The sequence below is a fragment of the Vibrio sp. McD22-P3 genome (assembly GCF_021568915.1).
Classification (GTDB): Bacteria; Pseudomonadota; Gammaproteobacteria; order Enterobacterales; family Vibrionaceae; genus Vibrio; species Vibrio mediterranei.
In genome coordinates, this window is record NZ_JAKGTN010000008.1 from 19,736 (window position 1) to 38,441 (window position 18,706).

Genomic DNA, 18,706 nt, shown 5'->3' on the forward strand with positions numbered 1-18,706 from the left:
ATATAAAAAAACACCCGCATCAAGCGGGTGTTTTTCTTAGTATTCTTTTGCTTACTTAGTGTAAGACTGAGCGATGTTGTCGATACGCTCGTTTGCACGCTCAGCTTCTTCTTGAGCAGCCATTGCGTTTTTGTTACCCATTTGAACTTCGTTCTTCAGTGCTTGCACGTCAGAGCTTAGTTGGCTTACTTGGTTGCTTAGGTCATCCATTTTTGCTGTTGTTGCTTCGTCTGGACCAGATGCACAACCAGCTAGTAGTAGAACTGATGACGCTGCTGCTGCAATTAAAACTTTCTTCATTATAAGCTCCTTCAGGATTTAGTATTTAAAACAGCCCTGCTACTTAATTCATCGCATTGAGGCTATTTTTGAGTTTAGTGCCTAATTTTAAGAACGCAAATTATTTAAAAGTCAGAAAAACCAAAAAATTACGCGATTTTGCGGTTAAACTTCCTCTTTCTTAATTATGAGAATAATTTGGCATAGGATAATGTGATCTCTGTCAAAATTATAACGCGAGAACACGATAAGTCACTGTATCGTCAGATTTTATCTAAGGAAAGCAGAATTTGGGCCATATTAAGTGGGACATCTCCTACAATGAAGCAAGGGAACGCAAATTTCTGGGTGACTGACATTGCTGGTTACCATGACAATTATCAGGTATTATGCGCGCTCATTTTTATCTGCACGACCTTTTAGGAGTACACGCATTGCAATTTAAAGAACTTGGCCTTGATAACCGACTACTGAAGAACTTAAGTCATTATGACTTTAAGAAAGCGACTGATATTCAAAAGCAAGCTATTCCAGTAGCTATTGCTGGAAAGGATCTGTTGGCATCTTCGAAGACTGGTTCTGGCAAGACTTTGGCATTTGTATTGCCGATGCTCCATAAAGCACTCAAGAGCAAAGCATTCTCAGCAAGAGATCCTCGTGCTGTTATTCTTGCACCAACACGTGAATTGGCGAAGCAAGTTTATGGCGAACTAAAATCGATGCTTGGTGGCTTATCTTACGATGCCACGCTGATCTTAGGTGGTGAGAACTTTAACGATCAAGTAAAAGCGCTGCGTCGTTACCCAAAATTTATCGTCGCGACACCAGGACGTTTAGCTGACCACCTTGAGCACCGCTCTCTATTCCTTGATGGCTTAGATACTCTCATTCTTGATGAAGCGGATCGCATGCTAGATCTTGGTTTTGCACCAGAGCTGCGTCGTATTCATAACGCGGCTAAACACCGTCGTCGCCAAACGTTAATGTTCTCAGCAACACTTGACCACGCCGAAGTAAATGATATTGCAGCTGAGATGTTAGATGCACCAAAACGAATTGCGATTGGCGTATCGAATGAAGAGCATAAAGACATTACTCAGAAATTCTATCTATGTGATCATCTTGATCATAAAGAAGCAATTCTAGAGCGTATTCTTGAGCAAGCAGAGTATAAGCAAGTCATCATCTTTACTGCGACACGTGTCGATACAGAACGTCTTACTAAATGGCTCAATGAGAAGAAGCTTAAAGCAGTCGCATTAAGTGGGAATCTCAATCAGACTCAACGTAATGCGATTATGAGTCAGTTCGAGCGTCATGTCTTTAAGATCCTAGTGACTACTGATGTGGCGTCGCGTGGCATTGATATTGCGAGCGTAACGCACGTAATTAACTTTGATATGCCAAAACACACGGAAGAATACGTACACCGTGTAGGTCGTACAGGTCGTGCTGGTAATAAGGGCGATGCGGTATCTCTTGTGGGCCCTAAAGATTGGGATAGCTTTAAACGTGTTGAAGCCTTCTTACAACAAGACCTGACTTTCTCTGAGCTAGAAGGGCTTAAAGGTAAGTTCAAAGGCTTTAGACCTAAGAAGCCTGCGTTTAACAAAAAAGCGACTGCTACTAAGGGTAAACCTCAACAGAAGAAAGCGACGACTAAGAAGCCGGCGCAACGCGACAAAACGTTCTACAAAAATGTTGCGGTGGGTGATTCGGTCTTTATTCCTAAGAAAAAGCCGAAGCCAGGCGAAGACGCTTAATCAATCATTTCTACTAAAGAGCCTTATCAAGGCTCTTTTTTTATCCCATTCAAACTGAAAACCTCAGTTATATGACAGTCATATAATCGAAATAATTTTGTCGTCATATTTGGTTTTACAGTCAAATCTATCACTAACTTACTGATTTTTTGGTGATCTTATCCCAATTGCTCCTCTCAACGTTTTTGTCATTTGTCATACACCTTTCAACTAAGTGAAACACAACTGTCATATTCGGGCACTAATCTTGTCAGCGTTCAAATGAAACTCGGCAATCAAGCCAATAAAGGAAATTGTGATGAAAAAGACAGTTATCGGTGCAATCGCTCTACTAGGCGCACTAGCAGTGACTCCAGCTTCAGCTAAAGAAACTATCTCTGCGGTAGGTTCTAGCAGCGTAACTCCACTGATGGAAGTTTTCTCTGAAACATACATGAAAGCAAACTCAAATGTTTTCATTGAAGTACAAGGACCAGGTTCTTCTGCGGGCGTACGTGCAGCTAAAGATGGCTCAGCAGACATGGGTATGTCTTCTCGTGCACTAAAAGAAGATGAAAAACAAGCAACGTTAGTAGAAGAAGTTGTTGCTCGCGATGGTATCGCAGTTGTTGTTAACCCAGCGAACGACCTAAAAGGTCTAACGTCTGAGCAAGTAACAGCAATCTACAAAGGCGAAATTAGCAACTGGAAAGAAGTTGGCGGTGCAGACAAACCTATCGTAGCTATCACTCGTGATACAGCTTCTGGCACACGTGGCGCATTTGAAGACATCATGAGCCTGAAGCAAAAAATCAACGGCATGAAAGTAACGGCTATCTCTCAGCGCGCTCAAGTTGCTAACGGTAACGGTGCACTAAAGACTATGGTAGCAAGCAACCCATACGCAATTGGCTACATCTCTCTAGGTACAGTTGATACTTCTGTACACGCTCTAGAAATCGATGGCACGCCAGCGACTGTAGACAATGTTAAGAACGACTCATACAAAGTAGCTCGTCCTTTCCTAGTGCTTTACCAACAAGGTAAGCCATCTGCTGAAGCTCAGAAGTTCCTTGACTGGATGCTAACTGACGAAGCTCAAGCAATCGTAGAGAAGAAAGGTTACATCTCAGTAAACTAATCTCTACCAGTAAATATTGAATACCTTGCTCAGCCCACCGTTTAGGGCTGAGCCTTTTATATGTCTAACTCGAACTTTCGACGAGTAGAAATTAATTATGACCATCGCAACAAATAGTGAGAAGCTGATGAGTAATGAAGCGACTCAGTCCGTAACTCGTGGCAGCGGCCTTAAGGCTCAAAAACGAGTGGATTGGAAAGAACGAATTTTCCATGGACTTTTCCTTACCAGTGCAATTATCGGTATCGTATCGCTAGCGGTTATTGCTTACTTTATCTTCAAAGAAAGTCTTCCTGCTTTCCAAGCAGTGGGCGTCTCTGGCATTGTTTTAGGCCAAAACTGGCTTCCACCAGCACTTTACGGTGTTGCTACTATGATTGTAGCGTCGGTGGTCTCTACTCTCGGTGCGGTTGTCGTCGGTGTTCCAGTAGGTGTACTAACGGCTATCTTTATCGCAGAAATTGCCCCGAAGCGTTTGGCGGACATTATCCGCCCTGCGGTTGAACTATTGGCAGGCATTCCTTCGGTTGTTTACGGTTTCTTCGGTCTAGTCATCATTGTGCCTTTGATTCAGCAAATCTTTAATGTTCCTGCGGGTAACACGATTCTTGCGGGTATCATTGTGTTGGGTGTGATGATTCTTCCAACGGTTATTACCGTATCTGAAACTTCGATTCGTGCAGTGCCTCGCACCTATAAAGAAGGTTCACTAGCACTTGGTGCTTCAAAGATTTATACCATTTTCAAACTACTCGTACCGGCTGCTCGCTCGGGCATTATGACGGGTGTGATTCTAGGTATCGGTCGCGCACTTGGTGAGACCATGGCAATCATCATGGTCATGGGTAATGCGCCTGCGATGCCGGGAAGTATCCTCGACTCAGCGCGTACTCTAACCGCAAACATTGCGATCGAAATGTCTTACGCAAGTGGTGTTCACGCTAATGCATTGTATGCGACTGGCGTAGTGTTATTAGTGTTTATCATGATGCTAAACGCTGCACTACTTTACCTGAACCGTGAGAAAGCGAAGTAATCATTATGGATACAGTTAAACTAAAAAAAGCGCGCCAAAATAAAGACGCGGTTCTGAATGCATTTGTATGGGCCGCTGCTGCACTTACTGTGGGTTTCTTGTTCTGGATTATTTGGTACATCCTTTCAAATGGTCTTCAACACGTAAGCTGGAGTTTTATTACCGATAACTATACGCGTACTGGCGATGAGCACGGTATTTTCCCGATGATTGTGTCAACCATTTACATGGTTATCGCCTCGATTGCAGTAGCTGCACCGCTAGGCATCATGACCGCAATCTACTTAACGGAGTATGCCAAAGTTGGCAGTAAGTTAGTGAAGGTCATTCGATTCTGTACTGAATCGTTGGCTGGCATTCCGTCGATTATTTTCGGTCTGTTTGGTATGACGTTCTTCGTGGTTATTCTTGGTTTTGGCTTCTCGATTCTTTCCGGTGCATTAACACTGAGTATCTTGATCCTGCCAGTTATTATTCGTACTACAGAAGAAGCATTGATGGCCGTACCACAAACTTATCGTGAAGGTTCGTACGCTCTTGGTTCTTCAAAAATCTACACTATCTGGCGCCTTATTTTGCCAAGCGCAATGCCAGGTATCTTAACTTCGGTCATTCTTAGTATTGGTCGTGTAATTGGTGAGTCTGCTCCAGTGTTCCTAACGGCTGGTATGGTGGCACGTATTCCGGATTCATTGATGGATTCAGGTCGTACACTAACGGTTCACCTTTATAAACTCACAACGGAACTGTTCACAATAGAAGAGTGGAATCAAGCTTATGGCACAGCAACGGTATTGATTGTAGTTGTACTACTTATCAATATGCTGACTAAGCTTATCGCTAGCCGCTTCAATACAGCAACGTACTAACAGAGATTATTGACGTCGAGTGGCAAAGCCAGAACATAAAGAGCCTCGCCACTCCCAACATGACGACATTGCACGATAAAGAATTTAGAGATTAAGACTATGAACAAATTTAATATTGAAAACCTAGACCTTTTCTACGGTGAAAACCAAGCACTGAAATCGATCAACCTACCGATTCCAACTCGCCAAGTGACGGCGTTGATTGGTCCTTCTGGCTGCGGCAAATCAACGTTACTACGTTGTCTAAACCGTATGAACGATCTGATCGAAGGTGTGAAAATCACTGGCTCGCTGGAAATGGATGGTACTGACATCTATGGCAATATCGACGTGGCTGATCTTCGCATTAAAGTCGGTATGGTTTTCCAAAAACCAAACCCATTCCCAATGAGTATTTACGAGAATGTGGCGTATGGTCTGCGTGCTCAAGGCATCAAAGATAAGAAGCACATTGATATGGTGGTAGAGCGCTCTTTGCGCGGTGCCGCACTTTGGGATGAGGTGAAAGACCGTCTTAAGTCGCATGCATTTGGTTTATCTGGTGGTCAGCAGCAACGTCTGTGTATTGCACGTACTATTGCAATGGAACCAGATGTCATTCTGATGGACGAACCAACGTCGGCACTTGACCCTATCGCGACACATAAAATTGAAGAGTTGATGGAAGAGCTTAAGAAAGACTACACCATCGTTATCGTGACTCACTCAATGCAGCAAGCGCGTCGTATCTCAGACCGTACGGCATTTTTCCTAATGGGAGAACTGGTTGAGCACAATGAAACACCGATTATTTTCTCAAACCCAGCGGATGACCGTACTCAAGGTTATGTAAATGGTGACTTCGGTTAATCGCATTTGAACACAATTTCCAGTTATCGCGCGATTCCATTGAATCAAACAATTAGCGAGTGACCCGAATTTATTGGCATATCACTATAACTATAAGCGATGGTACTGTTGCCCCTCTTGTTAGAGGGGCTTTTTTTATTCAATTAAGTAGTAGCGGCAACGCGTAATGGCTTGTCATTTATCGGCAAGTGAATCAGTGCTGCCACAAAGGCTAGGACTACTGTCGACCACCAAATCGGTTCGTAAGAACCATAGTAATCGTAAATTCGACCGCCAGCCCATGCACCTAAAAAGCTTCCCACTTGGTGCGTGAAGAACACCAAGCCGTAAAGAGTAGAAAGATAGCGAGCACCAAAAATCTGACGAACTAAACCTGAAGTAAGTGGTACTGTGCCAAGCCAGCAGAAGCCAATCGCACCGCCAAACCACGCCGCCGTGTACTCTGTCACGGGAAGTGAAACGAAAGCAGCAATTACCGCTGTTCTAAATAAATACAGCATCGACATAACATGGCGTTTACTGTACTTGTCACCCATTAGCCCCCAAAAATACGAACCAAAGATATTGAAAATACCGACGTAAGCGAGCGCAAGGGCTGCGCTGTTTGCTGGCAGGTTCTTATCGGCAAGATAACTTGGCAAGTGCGTAGCAATAAACATCACATGAAAGCCACAAACAAAGAAGCCAGCATGAATTAACCAATAACCTTTGTGATGAAATGCTTCTTTTAGTGCTTGTTTTAGAGTTAGCTCGTTGTCTTCAATCGGTGTTTTACCTGCGTTATTTTGACGTGAGGATTTCATAAATAGTGAAAACGCAACCATCAGAGTACACAACGCAGCAAAACCTTGTAATGCACCTTGCCAACCCATGTCATCCAACATTAATTGAGCACCTGGGATCATGGCAAACATACCGAATGATCCGGCCGCTGTAGTTAAGCCAAATGCTTTTGCGGCGTGTTCCGCCGGCACGACTTTCGCGACTGCTCCTAGAATGATGACGTAGCTTGTCGCGCTCAAACCTAGACCAACAAGCGCACCTAGTGATAGATAAAGAACACTGGTTTCATTCGTTATTGAGGTCAGATAGAGACCTAATGCATAGGCGATAGCACCGATTAGAATAATGCGTTTTGAACCCCATTTATCTGCAGCCATCCCGACAAAGGGTTGGAAAAGGCCAAACAATAGGTTTTGCAATGCGATCGCAAAACTAAAGAACTCTCGCCCAGTTTCGAAGTGCTCGGAAATAGGCATCATGAAAATACCGAATGATTGTCGTATACCCAAGCTGACAATCAAGATGCCGATACCCAACCAAACTAATGGGGGAAAACGAAAAATACTCATTAATAATTACGCTCTAATGATGGTGATGAGAATGATCCATAGGATCGGTTGGATTCTGTTGGTGGCACCCAGTATGCACTGCCTGTTTTGCAATAAGGTCCAGCAATACAGGAGAGTGGTGCACTGCGGTTAGGGTGATAACCAATAGCAACAACATTCTCACGAGTTGAGCAAAAATGGATTGTGAAAACATGACGCTCAATAGTGGTTTAAAAAGAGCGCGAAGTGTAATGATCTGGTTTGAATGACTCAAATGACATTTTGTGAATTAATCTATGCATAGCATGCATGTATTCGAAGTCTGTCACGGAGAGTGACAATCCCAAGATGCACCGTGAGTTGAGTTAGGTATATAATCTCGCGGTAAATAGAATGGAAAACAAAAAATGAAGTACGATTGGATCTTGTTTGACGCCGACGAAACCTTATTCCACTTTGATTCTTTTGGTGGTATGAAACTAATGTTTGAACGTTTTGGCGTAAACTTCTCTCGTGATGATTACGAAGAGTATCAGTTGGTTAATAAACCATTATGGGTTGATTACCAAGACGGAAAAATCACCGCAGAACAACTCAAACATATTCGCTTTGAAGGTTGGGCGACTAAGCTTGGTATCACTCCGCTAGAAATGAACAGTGCATTTTTAGAAGCCATGGCTGATATTTGTACCTTGCTGCCGGGAGCGAAAGAGCTACTCGATGCATTAAATGGTCAAGCCAAACTTGGCATCATCACCAACGGTTTTACGGAATTGCAAGCGATTCGTCTTGAGCGTACTGGATTAAGTGACTACTTCGAGCATGTGGTTATCTCGGAAGAAGTAGGTGTGGCTAAGCCTGACCATGGTATCTTTCAGCACGCCCACCAATTAATGGGCCTCCCGAGTAAATCAAAGATACTGATGGTTGGTGATAACCCTGATTCCGATGTACTCGGTGGGCTTAACTTTGGTATTGAAACCTGTTGGTTAAATACACAAGGTCATCCGCGACCAGAAGGTATTGCACCTCATTACGAAGTAACGTCTCTTGCTGAGTTGAAAAACACCTTGTTTGCCTAAAATCCATTCGCCTTCGTCAACTACGAAGGCGATTTAATCCCTATCAATATTTGAATATCCGCTTTACCCTTCCTATGTTTTAGAGACAACTAAAGTTTGCCCCATTTATTGCGCCATACCGTACAAGTAGGCGTAGAAGTTACTAGAGCAACGTTTCTTGGCACCCTCGAGTGCCATTCAACACTAACAACGTACTGAATCGGCTAGATTTTAGATAGACGAATAAAGTTGAAGTAACGCAGTAGCTTTATCACACAGGCCACATAAGGAATTGTGTCATGGGTAAATATGTCTCTTCCATACCCTTACTTTGTTTTCTCGGAGCACTCAGTGCTTCTTCTTTCACTCATGCAGATGAACGCTTCAAAGTTGGAGAACAGAAAGCAAAAGTTTGTATGACCTGCCATGGCGCCGATGGCATATCCAGCATTGAATCCTATCCAAATCTGCGGGGTCAAAAAATGGGGTATCTGATGACCTCGCTTCGCAGTTATCAAACTAGAGAACGTTCAGGGGGACTCGCTGTCCTTATGCAGCAGCAAGCTGATGCTTTGAGCGAACAAGACATCTCCGACATTGCCTATTACTACTCTCAACTTGGCTCTGATGATGCTAAACAATAAGGAGAGCTTCTATGGATACGACATCTCCTAACTACAGCACTAAAGTTGTTCGATACTTCATCATCGCCTCGTTGATTTGGGCTGTGGCGGGCATGACAATTGGCGTTATTTTGGCAGCGCAGCTTTATTGGCCAGCGCTCAACCTTGATTCCGAGTATTTCCAGTTTGGACGACTTAGACCGCTTCATACTTCAGGCGTTATTTACGGCTTCGTGGTCAATATCTTAATGGGGACCTCGCTCTACATTGTTCAACGAACTGGGCAGTGTGAGATTTTCAACAAGAGCCTTGCCTGGATGGTCTTTTGGGGTTGGCAATTAGTGCTGTTGCTTGCACTGATTTCATTGCCTCTTGGTTATACAACTTCAAAAGAATATGCGGAGCTCGAGTGGCCGATTGATATTCTCATTGTTTTAGTGTGGGTGCTTTATGCTGTGCTCTTTTTTGGAACCATAGCGAAAAGGAAAGTTTCTCATATCTTCGTTGCTAACTGGTTCTTTGCAGCATTCATTATTGTTATCGCGATGATATTTATCGTCAATAACCTTGCTATGCCCGCCTCATTAATGAAATCCTATTCTGTCTTCGCAGGTGCGCAGGATGCCATCGTACAGTGGTGGTGGGGACATAATGCCGTTGGTTTCTTGCTGACTGCCGGCATCATTGGCATGAACTACTATTTCATCCCAAAAGTGTCTGAACGTCCGATTTACTCTTATCGTTTGTCGATTATTCATTTCTGGGGCTTGGTCGGGTTTTACACTTGGGCGGGCACTCACCATTTGGTCTACTCTTCTGTACCTGTGTGGGTCCAGAACATCGGTATAGTGATGTCGTTGATCCTCTGGTTACCGTCTTGGGGGGGCGCATTTAACAGTGCCATGACCCTGCTTCAGAACAAACAAAAGCTCAAATCTGACTACATCATGCTGTTCTTCTTCTCAGCCATTCTTTACTACTGCTTGGCGACATTTGAGGGACCCTTACTCGCGATTCGTTGGTTCAACATGGTCGCACACAACACTGAGTGGATTATAGGGCATGTTCACTCAGCGGCTCTTGGATGGGTTGGAATGTCGGGTATAGCGGTATTCTATTATTTCATTCCTCGACTGTGGGGGAAAACAGAATTGTGGTCGCCACGTCTCATCAAGTGGCACTTCTGGCTTGCTCATGCTGGTGTCGCTATCTATGCCATTTCGCTTTGGGTAGCAGGTATAGGTGAGGGTTATATGTGGTTAGCACAAAGCGATAATGGTGAATTGGTATACAGCTTTGTGGAGGCGATGAACTTTAAAGCGCCTTGGTTATTCCTTCGATTCTTTGGCGGTGCGCTGTTTGTGCTTGGTTTGCTGCTTATGGCTGTAAACATATACAAGACCGTCAAAATGCCAACGTCGTTAATCGCAAAGGAGGCTTAACATGAGTGCAGATTTTACCAAGTCAGTCTTCATATTAATTGTCTCTACCATAGTGGTCGCGTCGTTCTCTATTTTAGTATGGGTGCTTCCAAACTTATTGCGAACACCGGAGCTTGTTGCGAACAGCACTGCCAAACCGCTTACGGCGATCCAAGTGGCTGGTCGTGATATCTATATCAGCGAAGGATGCCATGTTTGTCACACTCAAATGGTGAGGCCGCTTGAGCCCGAAATGAAGCGAAACGGAAGGGCTAACCAAGAGCCAGATGACATCTATGAGTTTCCCAACTTATGGGGCTCGAAGCGTACAGGACCCGATTTGACTAATCTCGGGCGAAAATACTCTGACCAGTGGCACTTAATACATCTAATAGACCCTCGTAGAGTTGTGCCAACTTCCATTATGCCTGCTTACCCTTGGTTGTTCGAACAGGTTCTGACGGGAGATGACATCACAGAGAAAATGGAAACCCTTAGATTCTTAGGTGTTCCCTATACTGATGATGAAATTGCCAATGCTCGACTGCAAGTGAGAGGAAAAACAAAAGGTGAAGCACTGATTCACTACCTTCAAAGTTTGGGTGTGGACACTGCAGAGGAGGATGGACAATGAGTCATTTTTGGAGCCTTTGGGCTGCTGTCGGCACTGTTGTATTTTTCATCCTAATGGTGCTGGTGGTCGTTAAGTACTGGCGCAACAATCACAAAGCTGACAAAGACAGAGTATTAGATACCTTTGATGGCATTGATGAGAACGATGCGCCGCCACCAAAATTGTTGTTTGTTTCGTATTTTGTTGCATTTACCATCTCTGTTGGTTACCTGATCTTGTATCCTGGAGTCGGCAGTTGGAAAGGGCTAATGGATTACGACCAAGCTAACGATAAACTGAGTAGTCCAAATACCACACTAGCGCAGCAGTTTTCCGGACTTACTGATGACTCGTTATTGGCCTTAGCGAATGAGCCAAATATAGTGAAATCCGGACGTATGCTGTTTCAGACTCATTGTGCTGCGTGTCATCGTGACAATGCGCAAGGTGCGAAACACTTTCCAAATCTTATCGATAATGAGTGGCTGTATGGTGGATCGGATGCTGCAATTATCCACTCTATAGAGTTAGGTCGAAATGGAGCAATGCCAGGGTGGATTGATGTATTGCGACCGGATGAAATCTCCAAAATATCGTATTACTTAGCTTCTCTAAATCAACGTCATACCGACGTGCCTGAAATCAAAGTCCAATTAGGGAAAGAGCTGTTTATACAAAATTGTGCTTCGTGTCATGGGGATGGCAGTGTTCCCAATATCGAACAAGGCGTGCCTGATCTCGCTGACAACATCTGGTTACATGGTGGCAGTATTGAGGAGATTCAGCACACTATTCGTGCAGGCCTAAACAATGTTATGCCAGCCTTTGGACAGCAGCTTTCTCAAAATGAAATACTAGCTATTGGTGCATACATAACTAAAGCGCGGTTGGACAACAATTCTCGACTTGCCAAGCTTGATGCGTCGTCAGTGGAGCGTGGGGAGTATCTCGCACATGCAGGTGATTGCGTCGCCTGCCATAGTGCTGAGGGGGGAGAACCGTTTGCTGGTGGTCTGCCATTCGTTACACCTTTCGGCACTATTTATTCGACCAACATAACACCCCACGTTTCAGAAGGCATAGGTAGTTACGACTACGAAGACTTCCGTGCAGCGTTGGTCGATGGCAAAGGTCAACATGGCTACTTGTATCCCGCGATGCCATTTACCTCCTACCAGTACGTTAATGAGCAGGATATGCGCGATCTGTGGGAATACATGCAGTCCATTGCGTCGGTTGCTCGCAAAAACGATCCCAATAAGATGATGTTTCCTTCAAATATCCGACTTGGTTTACTTGGTTGGGACATTGTATTTGCGGATAGAACGCCAATTGATTACCAAGTACCTGATGAGCTTAAAGATAAAGTAGATGATGTAGATAAATGGCAGCTTGGCAAATACTGGGTGGCGGGATTAGGACACTGTTCCGAATGTCATACACCAAGGAACATCGCTCAAGCGCTTGAAAACGACAGGATCTTCCAGGGCAATTTAATCGATGGTTGGAATGCTCCAAATATTACTGCTACTGAGCTATACGTTGACGGTTGGGATATTCAAAGTCTGACAGACTTCCTTCATACCGGTCACTCCTCGAAAGGGACGGCATTTGCAGGTATGGCAGATGTGATCAAAAACAGTCTGAGTCTTATGACTCGCGAAGACATTGAGTCCATGTCTTACTATCTGTTGAGCGGCGACACTAACAATTTCATTGATGAGAATGCGGTGCAGTTACAACCAACGGGCTTTGATGAGGCGGCCTACGCTGCGGAGATCTATACCACTTACAACCAAACATGTGGAGCATGTCATGGGGAAGATGGTAAGGGGCGTGATCCTATTGCTCCAACACTACTTAACAACGGCATCATTATGCACAGTGATCCATTCAACACGATTGCAGTAACGATTCGCGGACTTCAGCCAACGTACATTGATAAGGACAGAAACTTTATGCCTATGGCAAGTTTCGAGGACGTATTATCGGATACACGATTAGCAGAATTGATCACCTTCGTGAGGTCATATTTAGGCGCTAGAGAAGACGTTGTTACTGCAAATGATGTGAAAGAAGTGCGTGAAATGCTGGAAAAAGCCGGATATTCGGGTGGTCTTCATGTCACCCCAGATATGTATGATGAGCGTGATGGTAATATCAATGTAAACTAAGATGTGCATTTGGATTTATATATCGTCTGCACATTTTGGTTAATTAACCAGCGGTTTGCTATAAAACTTGTTCAGTATTTAGTACGATGTGTTGAAACGTCATCTAGGTGGCGACTTCATCACGTTTGGTTCGAGTTATATCATCATGTCTTCAAAACAAATCCCATCCCTACAACAATTTATTGATGCTTTAGACGATCATGTGTGGGTGAAGGATTCGGATAGGAAGTACATCGCCGTCAACAAAAGCGTAGAATCCGCATGGAACCTTCCTCGTTCGGAGATTTTTGGTAAGACTGACTTTGAGCTCTTCTCGAAAAGTCGCTCAGAGCACTACCAAAAAGCCGATGATAGAGTCATAGACTCTGGTGCCCAAGAGACGGTGGAAGAGTGCGCCAGCCGTGACGCATATGGTCATGATGTCTGGCTAGAAACCATCAAGTCACCAATTCAGCAACCAGATGGCGAGCTAATTGGTGTCATAGGTATGACGAGAAACGTCACCCGTCGTAAACAAGTCGAAGTCAGACTGTCGATCACATCAGAAATATTCAATAACTTTCAAGAAGGTATGATGATTACCGACCAAAATGGCAAGATTTTGGATGTAAACAGCGCTTTCTCAGAAGTCACGGGCTATCAAGCTATTGAAGTGATCGGTAAAAACCCTAGATTCCTACAATCGGGTCACCATGACGATAAATTCTACCAAAACCTCTGGCAACAACTCTCAGAAACAGGTCTTTGGAAAGGCGAGTTTATTAACCGCAAAAAAGACGGCAGCATTTATCCTCAAATGGCGACGATTAGTACCATCAATGACAATGGCAATTCGCTTTTGCATTACATCTGTGTATTTGAGGACATCTCAAAGCAGAAAGCGCATGAAGAAAAACTGCGCAAAATGGCATTCTTCGACCCTCTAACCAATCTACCGAATCGTTCTCACCTAACGAGTATATTAGAGCAAAGCATTGAAGGTGGTCAGCGCCATAGCGAGCAATTTGCCACACTATTTTTAGATTTGGACCACTTCAAGCACATTAACGATAGTAAGGGGCACTTGTATGGCGATAGATTATTGTCGCAAGTAGCAGATAGATTGACGGATGTTCTTCACCATAGAGCAAGCATCGGACGTATTGGCGGCGATGAATTTGTGATTATTCTGACTGATTATGACAGTGAAGCGCAGTTGTTGGACACAATCGATGAAACGCTTGGTGTGTTTAATCGTCCTTTTGAGTTAGATTCGCAAGAATCGCTACGAGTGTCTGGGAGCATTGGTGTGGCATTGTACCCGCAAGATGGTCAAAACAGCGAAACCTTACTCAAAAACGCGGACACTGCCATGTATTTAGCGAAGAAAAATGGTCGCAATGGCTATGCGTTTTATTCTCCAGACTTAACTTACAGTTCGGTTCTTCATGTACGTGTGCAGTCTGCGCTGCATGATGCAGTCGAGAAGCAACAATTGTCTCTTGTTTATCAGCCCCAATATGATCTAGCGAATAACACGTTGATAGGCGTAGAGGCTTTGTTGCGTTGGAATCATCCCGAATTAGGAGTGATTGCACCAGCTCAATTTATCCCTATTGCGGAGAAAACGGGGCTAATACAGCGAATTGGTGCTTGGGTAATTCGTGAAGCATGTGAACAAGGACGCCGTTGGCTCGACCAAGGTATCGAGTTCGGCAAAATTGCGGTTAATGTCTCTGGGTTACAGCTGCAACATCCTAACTTTGTCACCAAGCTCAAACAAAAACTGTTAGACACCAACTTTCCAGCTGAACGATTGGAGATCGAAATCACTGAAAGCTTTTTACTTATTGATCATCAACTTGCGGTTGATACTCTGAACCAAATCAGAGAATTGGGGATTGAGATTTCGCTTGATGATTTTGGAACCGGGTATTCGTCGTTGTCGTATTTAAAAGGATTACCGATCAGCAAACTAAAGATCGACCGTTCGTTTATTTGCGATGTTCCTGATGAAAATGACAGCAACGCTATTGTGCAGGCGATCATTGTCATGGGGGAAACGCTTTCTCTAAAAATCGTGGCAGAAGGTGTTGAGAATGGGGACCAAGTTGAATACTTGCGCTCTCATGGTTGTGAATATGGTCAGGGCTACGTGTTTAGTAAACCAGTAACCGCTGACCAATTAGCTATGCTTTTTGTTTGATTTAGCTTTCAGCTTCGGTAAGTTCGGCTTCGTTTTGAGGCTGATGCTTATCAGCAGCTGCTAGCATCTTACGAATAGCAATGGATGCAGTGAAGGCTACTGCTACCATTACTATCGCAAGTATAGTAAGTAGTGAGAAGTAGTCGCCATATACTGTCTTAACAAACTCTTGAGTGATTTCTTGGCCTTTTTCCGCTGCGATAGAGGTCGAGAACACTGCGCCCACAATCCCAGATAGTGCAATCGCCACTGAGAATAAACTCACGGAGAAGTTCTCAATATGTTTCGGTGCTACAGACAGAATAAATGCCACAACCAGTGAACCGACAATCACTTCTGCAAAGGCTTGGAAGAAGTGGATAACTAAGAAAATTTCAGGTCGAATGATGACACTCTCGCCGATGTTTTTCACGGCTAGAGCCAGAATACCAAACGCAATGGCAGTCAGAATGAAAGAGAAACCAATTTTGGTTGCTGTAGTGAAGTGGATGTTACGCTTCTCTAAGCTTGAGAAGGTTGCTGCTATCACTGGGCCTGCAACAATACACCATAATGGGTTCATTGACATTGATGCTTCTGGTGCGATTGGAATGATACCGAACAGGTCACCACGCATAGTATTGATGGTTACCATGGTCATCGATGTCATCATTTGGCCATAGTAGACAAAGAATGCAGTAGTCAGAACCGTTACGATTAAAATAGTGCCCATACGCAGCGCGTCCGCTTTTTCTGCTTTGAACATCAGAGAAATAAAATAGCCGATTGCCGCCAAACCAATGGCGTAAACAATGTTCTTGCCGATGTCCATATTAGAGAACATAAAGAACACCATTCCAACCATGGCGATAGAAGTAATACCGAATTTAATCCAGTTTGCGTTAGAGACAGATGCTTGGTCGATATCTGCACCGACGCCCTGAAGTTGTTTACGGAACGTCATCAACGTGAATAGCGCCGCGAACGCCAAGATACCAGAAAGCATGAAACTGCCATAAAAACCAATAACGAGCACGAACATTGGGAATAGGTATTGGCCTAGTAAAGCACCGATGTTGTTTACTGAGTAGTTAACTGGGTATCCGTTTTCAAAGTCTTCTTGGCTTTTGAACGTACGCTTGTAAAGGCTAGGATAAGAAGGGGACATTAAGCCACGTCCATAACTCGCTAAAGCAATACCAGCTAGACTTAAAGGGATGTTAACAGTAGATGCACCAATGACAAGCAACACGTAACCACAGGTAAATCCAAAATAAGCAATCGTCAATGAGCGGTACGCGCCTAAGAATTTGTCGGCAATAAAGCCACCTGCGATAGCGAATAGAGGACCGATTGATGAAAACGCACCCACCACCATCATAGTGTCCGCTTCACTGTAATCGAGATTTTCTAGAAAAAACCTCGTGAGAATGACCATCACCCCATAAAATGAAAGGCCAAACATCATTTGGCAGAACATCATGGATTTGTTTAGTTTATTCCACATAATTTTATCCTTAGTATTTATTAGGAAGTGGTTTAAATATCCAGATAAATGTTAACAGACAAAATTTGTTACATGTTGATTTCTACTCCTATTGTGTGGCTTTTACACACGACATTTTCTAATCGTTCGGGTGAGAAATTGTTATCGAATATCTTGTAGGCAAAAGAAAAGGGCATACGATGATGCCCTTGATGATGCCTATAAATTGAGTCTATTTCAGATTAAGACGCTTCATTAAACGATGCAGATTTCCCGGGTTAACGCTTAATTGTTTTGCCGTAGCGCTTAGATTCTGATTATTATCCAAAAAGGCCTTTTGGACATATTGAGTTTGGAACTCATCGACAGCATCTTTGAGCGAGGCGGATGTGCTCAAAGTACGTATTGTATGGCCAGAAGAAGAGAAGTGCGGCTCCTTCTCACGCTGGTGTTGTTCTGATTGAACATCTAGTGTGATGTGTTGCGCTAATATAGAAACATGCGACGAGGTACTTTGTGCTTTAGCAATGACAGCGCCTCGGTTAATAGCATGTTCAAGTTCCCGCACATTCCCTGGCCAGTCGTACGCCTGTAATTTGGAAATTGCCCCATCGCTCAGACTGATGCTAGATACCTTTAGCTTGTGTTGGCATCGCTCGGCGAAAAAACCAGATAATAAAACAATATCCCCCTCGCGCTCTTTCAGTGGAGGGACAAAGATAGGGAAAACGCTGAGTCGATGGTAAAGGTCTGCTCGAAAGCGGCCTGCTTTCACTTCTTCGTGCATGACACGGTTAGTAGCGGCAATGATTCTGACATCTACTTTGATATTTCGATCGTCGCCGACTCTTTGAATATCCCCGTATTGCAACGCTCGTAATAGCTTCGCTTGCAATCCGAGAGACAGTTCACCAATTTCATCCAAAAACAACGTTCCCTTGTTAGCCAATTCAAACTTGCCCTTGCGATTGCTGATAGCGCCGGTAAATGAGCCTTTGATGTGCCCAAATAGCTCACTTTCTGCGACGGACTCTGGCAGTGCAGCACAGTTGAGATAAACCAAAGCTTCGTCCTTGCGAGAGGATTGTGAATAGATGGACTGTGCTACCAACTCCTTACCTGTTCCTGTTTCTCCAATAATCAGTACCGACAGATCGGTATCCGCAACCGCTGAAATCTCTTGTTTTAATGCACCCATAGGTCGTGACTGACCAATAATATCTGCTGCATCCTGACGGGCCAGTTTAGTAGAGCTGGAGGACTCTGAAATTCCTCCAGAACGCTCGAGCTTTTCTACTAACAAAGCGGTATGAAGACTGTTGGCAGCTAAGGCACTTAGTATCCTTAGATCTTTGTCTGCGGTCGTATCAAATTGAGTTGGATTGAAAGCATCAATGGTGATCGCCCCGATGAGATTATCTTGTAGTAAAAGTGGGAGACCGACACAAGAATGAACTTCTAGATTGCCTTCATGGTTTGGGATAAGTCCATCATAGGGATCGGCGAGATCACTGTTTGCAGGGAAACGAACAATGTCTCCTGCTCTCGCAATTGCTTCAAATCGAGGATGATTGTCTATTTCAAAACGGCGGCCTAATACATCCGCGCTCAGTCCATCAGTAGCCAAGGGAACAAAAGACTTACCATCAAACTTGAGTAGTGCCGCTGCGTCACATTGAAGAACTTGGCGAATAGTGGAAAGTAAACGATCAAAGCGATCTTGTTCTGAAATACCGGATGTGATGTCTAGGGCAATCTGCAACCATGCCGAACGAAATTGGCTCATAACGAAGCTCCATTACCAGTGCTAATTTTGTCACTATAACAAATTATTTATCATAATGACTAAGTTTAAGAATTATCAAATAAACAAAGTAAGATATGAAAGATGAGTGTTTAGTTATCTGATGAGCCTTA

16 protein-coding genes are annotated in these 18,706 nt (G+C 43.9%); 11 read left to right on the plus strand and 5 right to left on the minus strand.

From position 1 onward, the window contains the following. Positions 1-51: 51 nt before the first annotated feature. A complete protein-coding gene (locus tag L2W36_RS10900) occupies positions 52-300 on the minus strand; it encodes an Lpp/OprI family alanine-zipper lipoprotein (RefSeq protein WP_006069318.1) in 249 nt (82 codons plus the stop codon). 368 nt (positions 301-668) lie between these two features. Between L2W36_RS10900 and L2W36_RS10905 the strand changes: the two genes are divergently transcribed. The 5 genes from L2W36_RS10905 to pstB all read left to right on the plus strand — a co-directional run bounded on the left by L2W36_RS10905 (position 669) and on the right by pstB (position 5,916). Continuing rightward, positions 669-2,042 (plus strand): DEAD/DEAH box helicase, encoded by a 1,374-nt coding sequence (locus L2W36_RS10905; RefSeq protein WP_236110033.1) that lies wholly within the window; start codon positions 669-671, stop codon positions 2,040-2,042. A gap of 298 nt (positions 2,043-2,340) precedes the next feature. Continuing rightward, positions 2,341-3,162: a phosphate ABC transporter substrate-binding protein gene (locus tag L2W36_RS10910; RefSeq protein WP_006069316.1), complete on the plus strand. Its 822-nt coding sequence runs from the start codon at positions 2,341-2,343 to the stop codon at positions 3,160-3,162. 97 nt (positions 3,163-3,259) lie between these two features. Beyond that, entirely contained in the window at positions 3,260-4,198 is a 939-nt protein-coding gene (gene pstC, locus L2W36_RS10915; protein ID WP_006069315.1) for a phosphate ABC transporter permease subunit PstC, read from the plus strand. Positions 4,199-4,203: 5 nt separating this feature from the next. Next, positions 4,204-5,067: a phosphate ABC transporter permease PstA gene (gene pstA / locus L2W36_RS10920; RefSeq protein ID WP_006069314.1), complete on the plus strand. Its 864-nt coding sequence runs from the start codon at positions 4,204-4,206 to the stop codon at positions 5,065-5,067. Between the two features lie 99 nt (positions 5,068-5,166). Beyond that, complete coding sequence (pstB, locus tag L2W36_RS10925) at positions 5,167-5,916, plus strand: phosphate ABC transporter ATP-binding protein PstB (RefSeq protein WP_006069313.1); 750 nt, start codon at positions 5,167-5,169, stop codon at positions 5,914-5,916. Positions 5,917-6,059: 143 nt separating this feature from the next. Here the strand turns inward: pstB and L2W36_RS10930 are convergent, their stop codons facing one another. Both L2W36_RS10930 and L2W36_RS10935 read right to left on the minus strand, forming a co-directional pair. Next, positions 6,060-7,268 (minus strand): MFS transporter, encoded by a 1,209-nt coding sequence (locus tag L2W36_RS10930; protein ID WP_236110034.1) that lies wholly within the window; start codon positions 7,266-7,268, stop codon positions 6,060-6,062. A gap of 13 nt (positions 7,269-7,281) precedes the next feature. Then, the gene (locus L2W36_RS10935; RefSeq protein WP_081411508.1) at positions 7,282-7,461 is read right to left on the minus strand and encodes a hypothetical protein; all 180 of its coding nucleotides are present in this window, start codon (positions 7,459-7,461) and stop codon (positions 7,282-7,284) included. Positions 7,462-7,654: 193 nt separating this feature from the next. On the opposite strand from L2W36_RS10935, the gene yjjG reads away from it, so the two are divergent. The 6 genes from yjjG (at position 7,655) to L2W36_RS10965 (ending at position 15,324) form a co-directional block, all read left to right on the plus strand. Beyond that, positions 7,655-8,329, plus strand: coding sequence for a pyrimidine 5'-nucleotidase (gene yjjG / locus L2W36_RS10940; protein ID WP_006069311.1), 675 nt, complete (start codon positions 7,655-7,657; stop codon positions 8,327-8,329). Positions 8,330-8,607: 278 nt separating this feature from the next. Then, positions 8,608-8,952: a c-type cytochrome gene (locus L2W36_RS10945; protein WP_062458556.1), complete on the plus strand. Its 345-nt coding sequence runs from the start codon at positions 8,608-8,610 to the stop codon at positions 8,950-8,952. Between the two features lie 11 nt (positions 8,953-8,963). Then, positions 8,964-10,373, plus strand: a complete 1,410-nt coding sequence (gene ccoN / locus L2W36_RS10950) for a cytochrome-c oxidase, cbb3-type subunit I (protein WP_038227261.1) — start codon at positions 8,964-8,966, stop codon at positions 10,371-10,373. A 1-nt stretch (position 10,374) separates the two neighbouring features. Next, positions 10,375-10,986, plus strand: coding sequence for a cbb3-type cytochrome c oxidase subunit II (locus L2W36_RS10955; RefSeq protein WP_006069308.1), 612 nt, complete (start codon positions 10,375-10,377; stop codon positions 10,984-10,986). After that, positions 10,983-13,139 (plus strand): cytochrome c, encoded by a 2,157-nt coding sequence (locus L2W36_RS10960; RefSeq protein ID WP_006069307.1) that lies wholly within the window; start codon positions 10,983-10,985, stop codon positions 13,137-13,139. The genes L2W36_RS10955 and L2W36_RS10960 overlap by 4 nt, the downstream gene beginning before the upstream one ends. Before the next feature lie 145 nt (positions 13,140-13,284). Next, positions 13,285-15,324 (plus strand): sensor domain-containing protein, encoded by a 2,040-nt coding sequence (locus L2W36_RS10965; protein WP_236110134.1) that lies wholly within the window; start codon positions 13,285-13,287, stop codon positions 15,322-15,324. Between the two features lies 1 nt (position 15,325). Here the strand turns inward: L2W36_RS10965 and L2W36_RS10970 are convergent, their stop codons facing one another. Together L2W36_RS10970 and norR are read right to left on the minus strand one after the other, a co-directional pair. Continuing rightward, positions 15,326-16,810: a peptide MFS transporter gene (locus tag L2W36_RS10970; protein WP_198558637.1), complete on the minus strand. Its 1,485-nt coding sequence runs from the start codon at positions 16,808-16,810 to the stop codon at positions 15,326-15,328. A 211-nt stretch (positions 16,811-17,021) separates the two neighbouring features. Further along, a complete protein-coding gene (norR, locus tag L2W36_RS10975) occupies positions 17,022-18,575 on the minus strand; it encodes a nitric oxide reductase transcriptional regulator NorR (RefSeq protein ID WP_062458542.1) in 1,554 nt (517 codons plus the stop codon). Between the last annotated feature and the right edge of the window lie 131 nt (positions 18,576-18,706).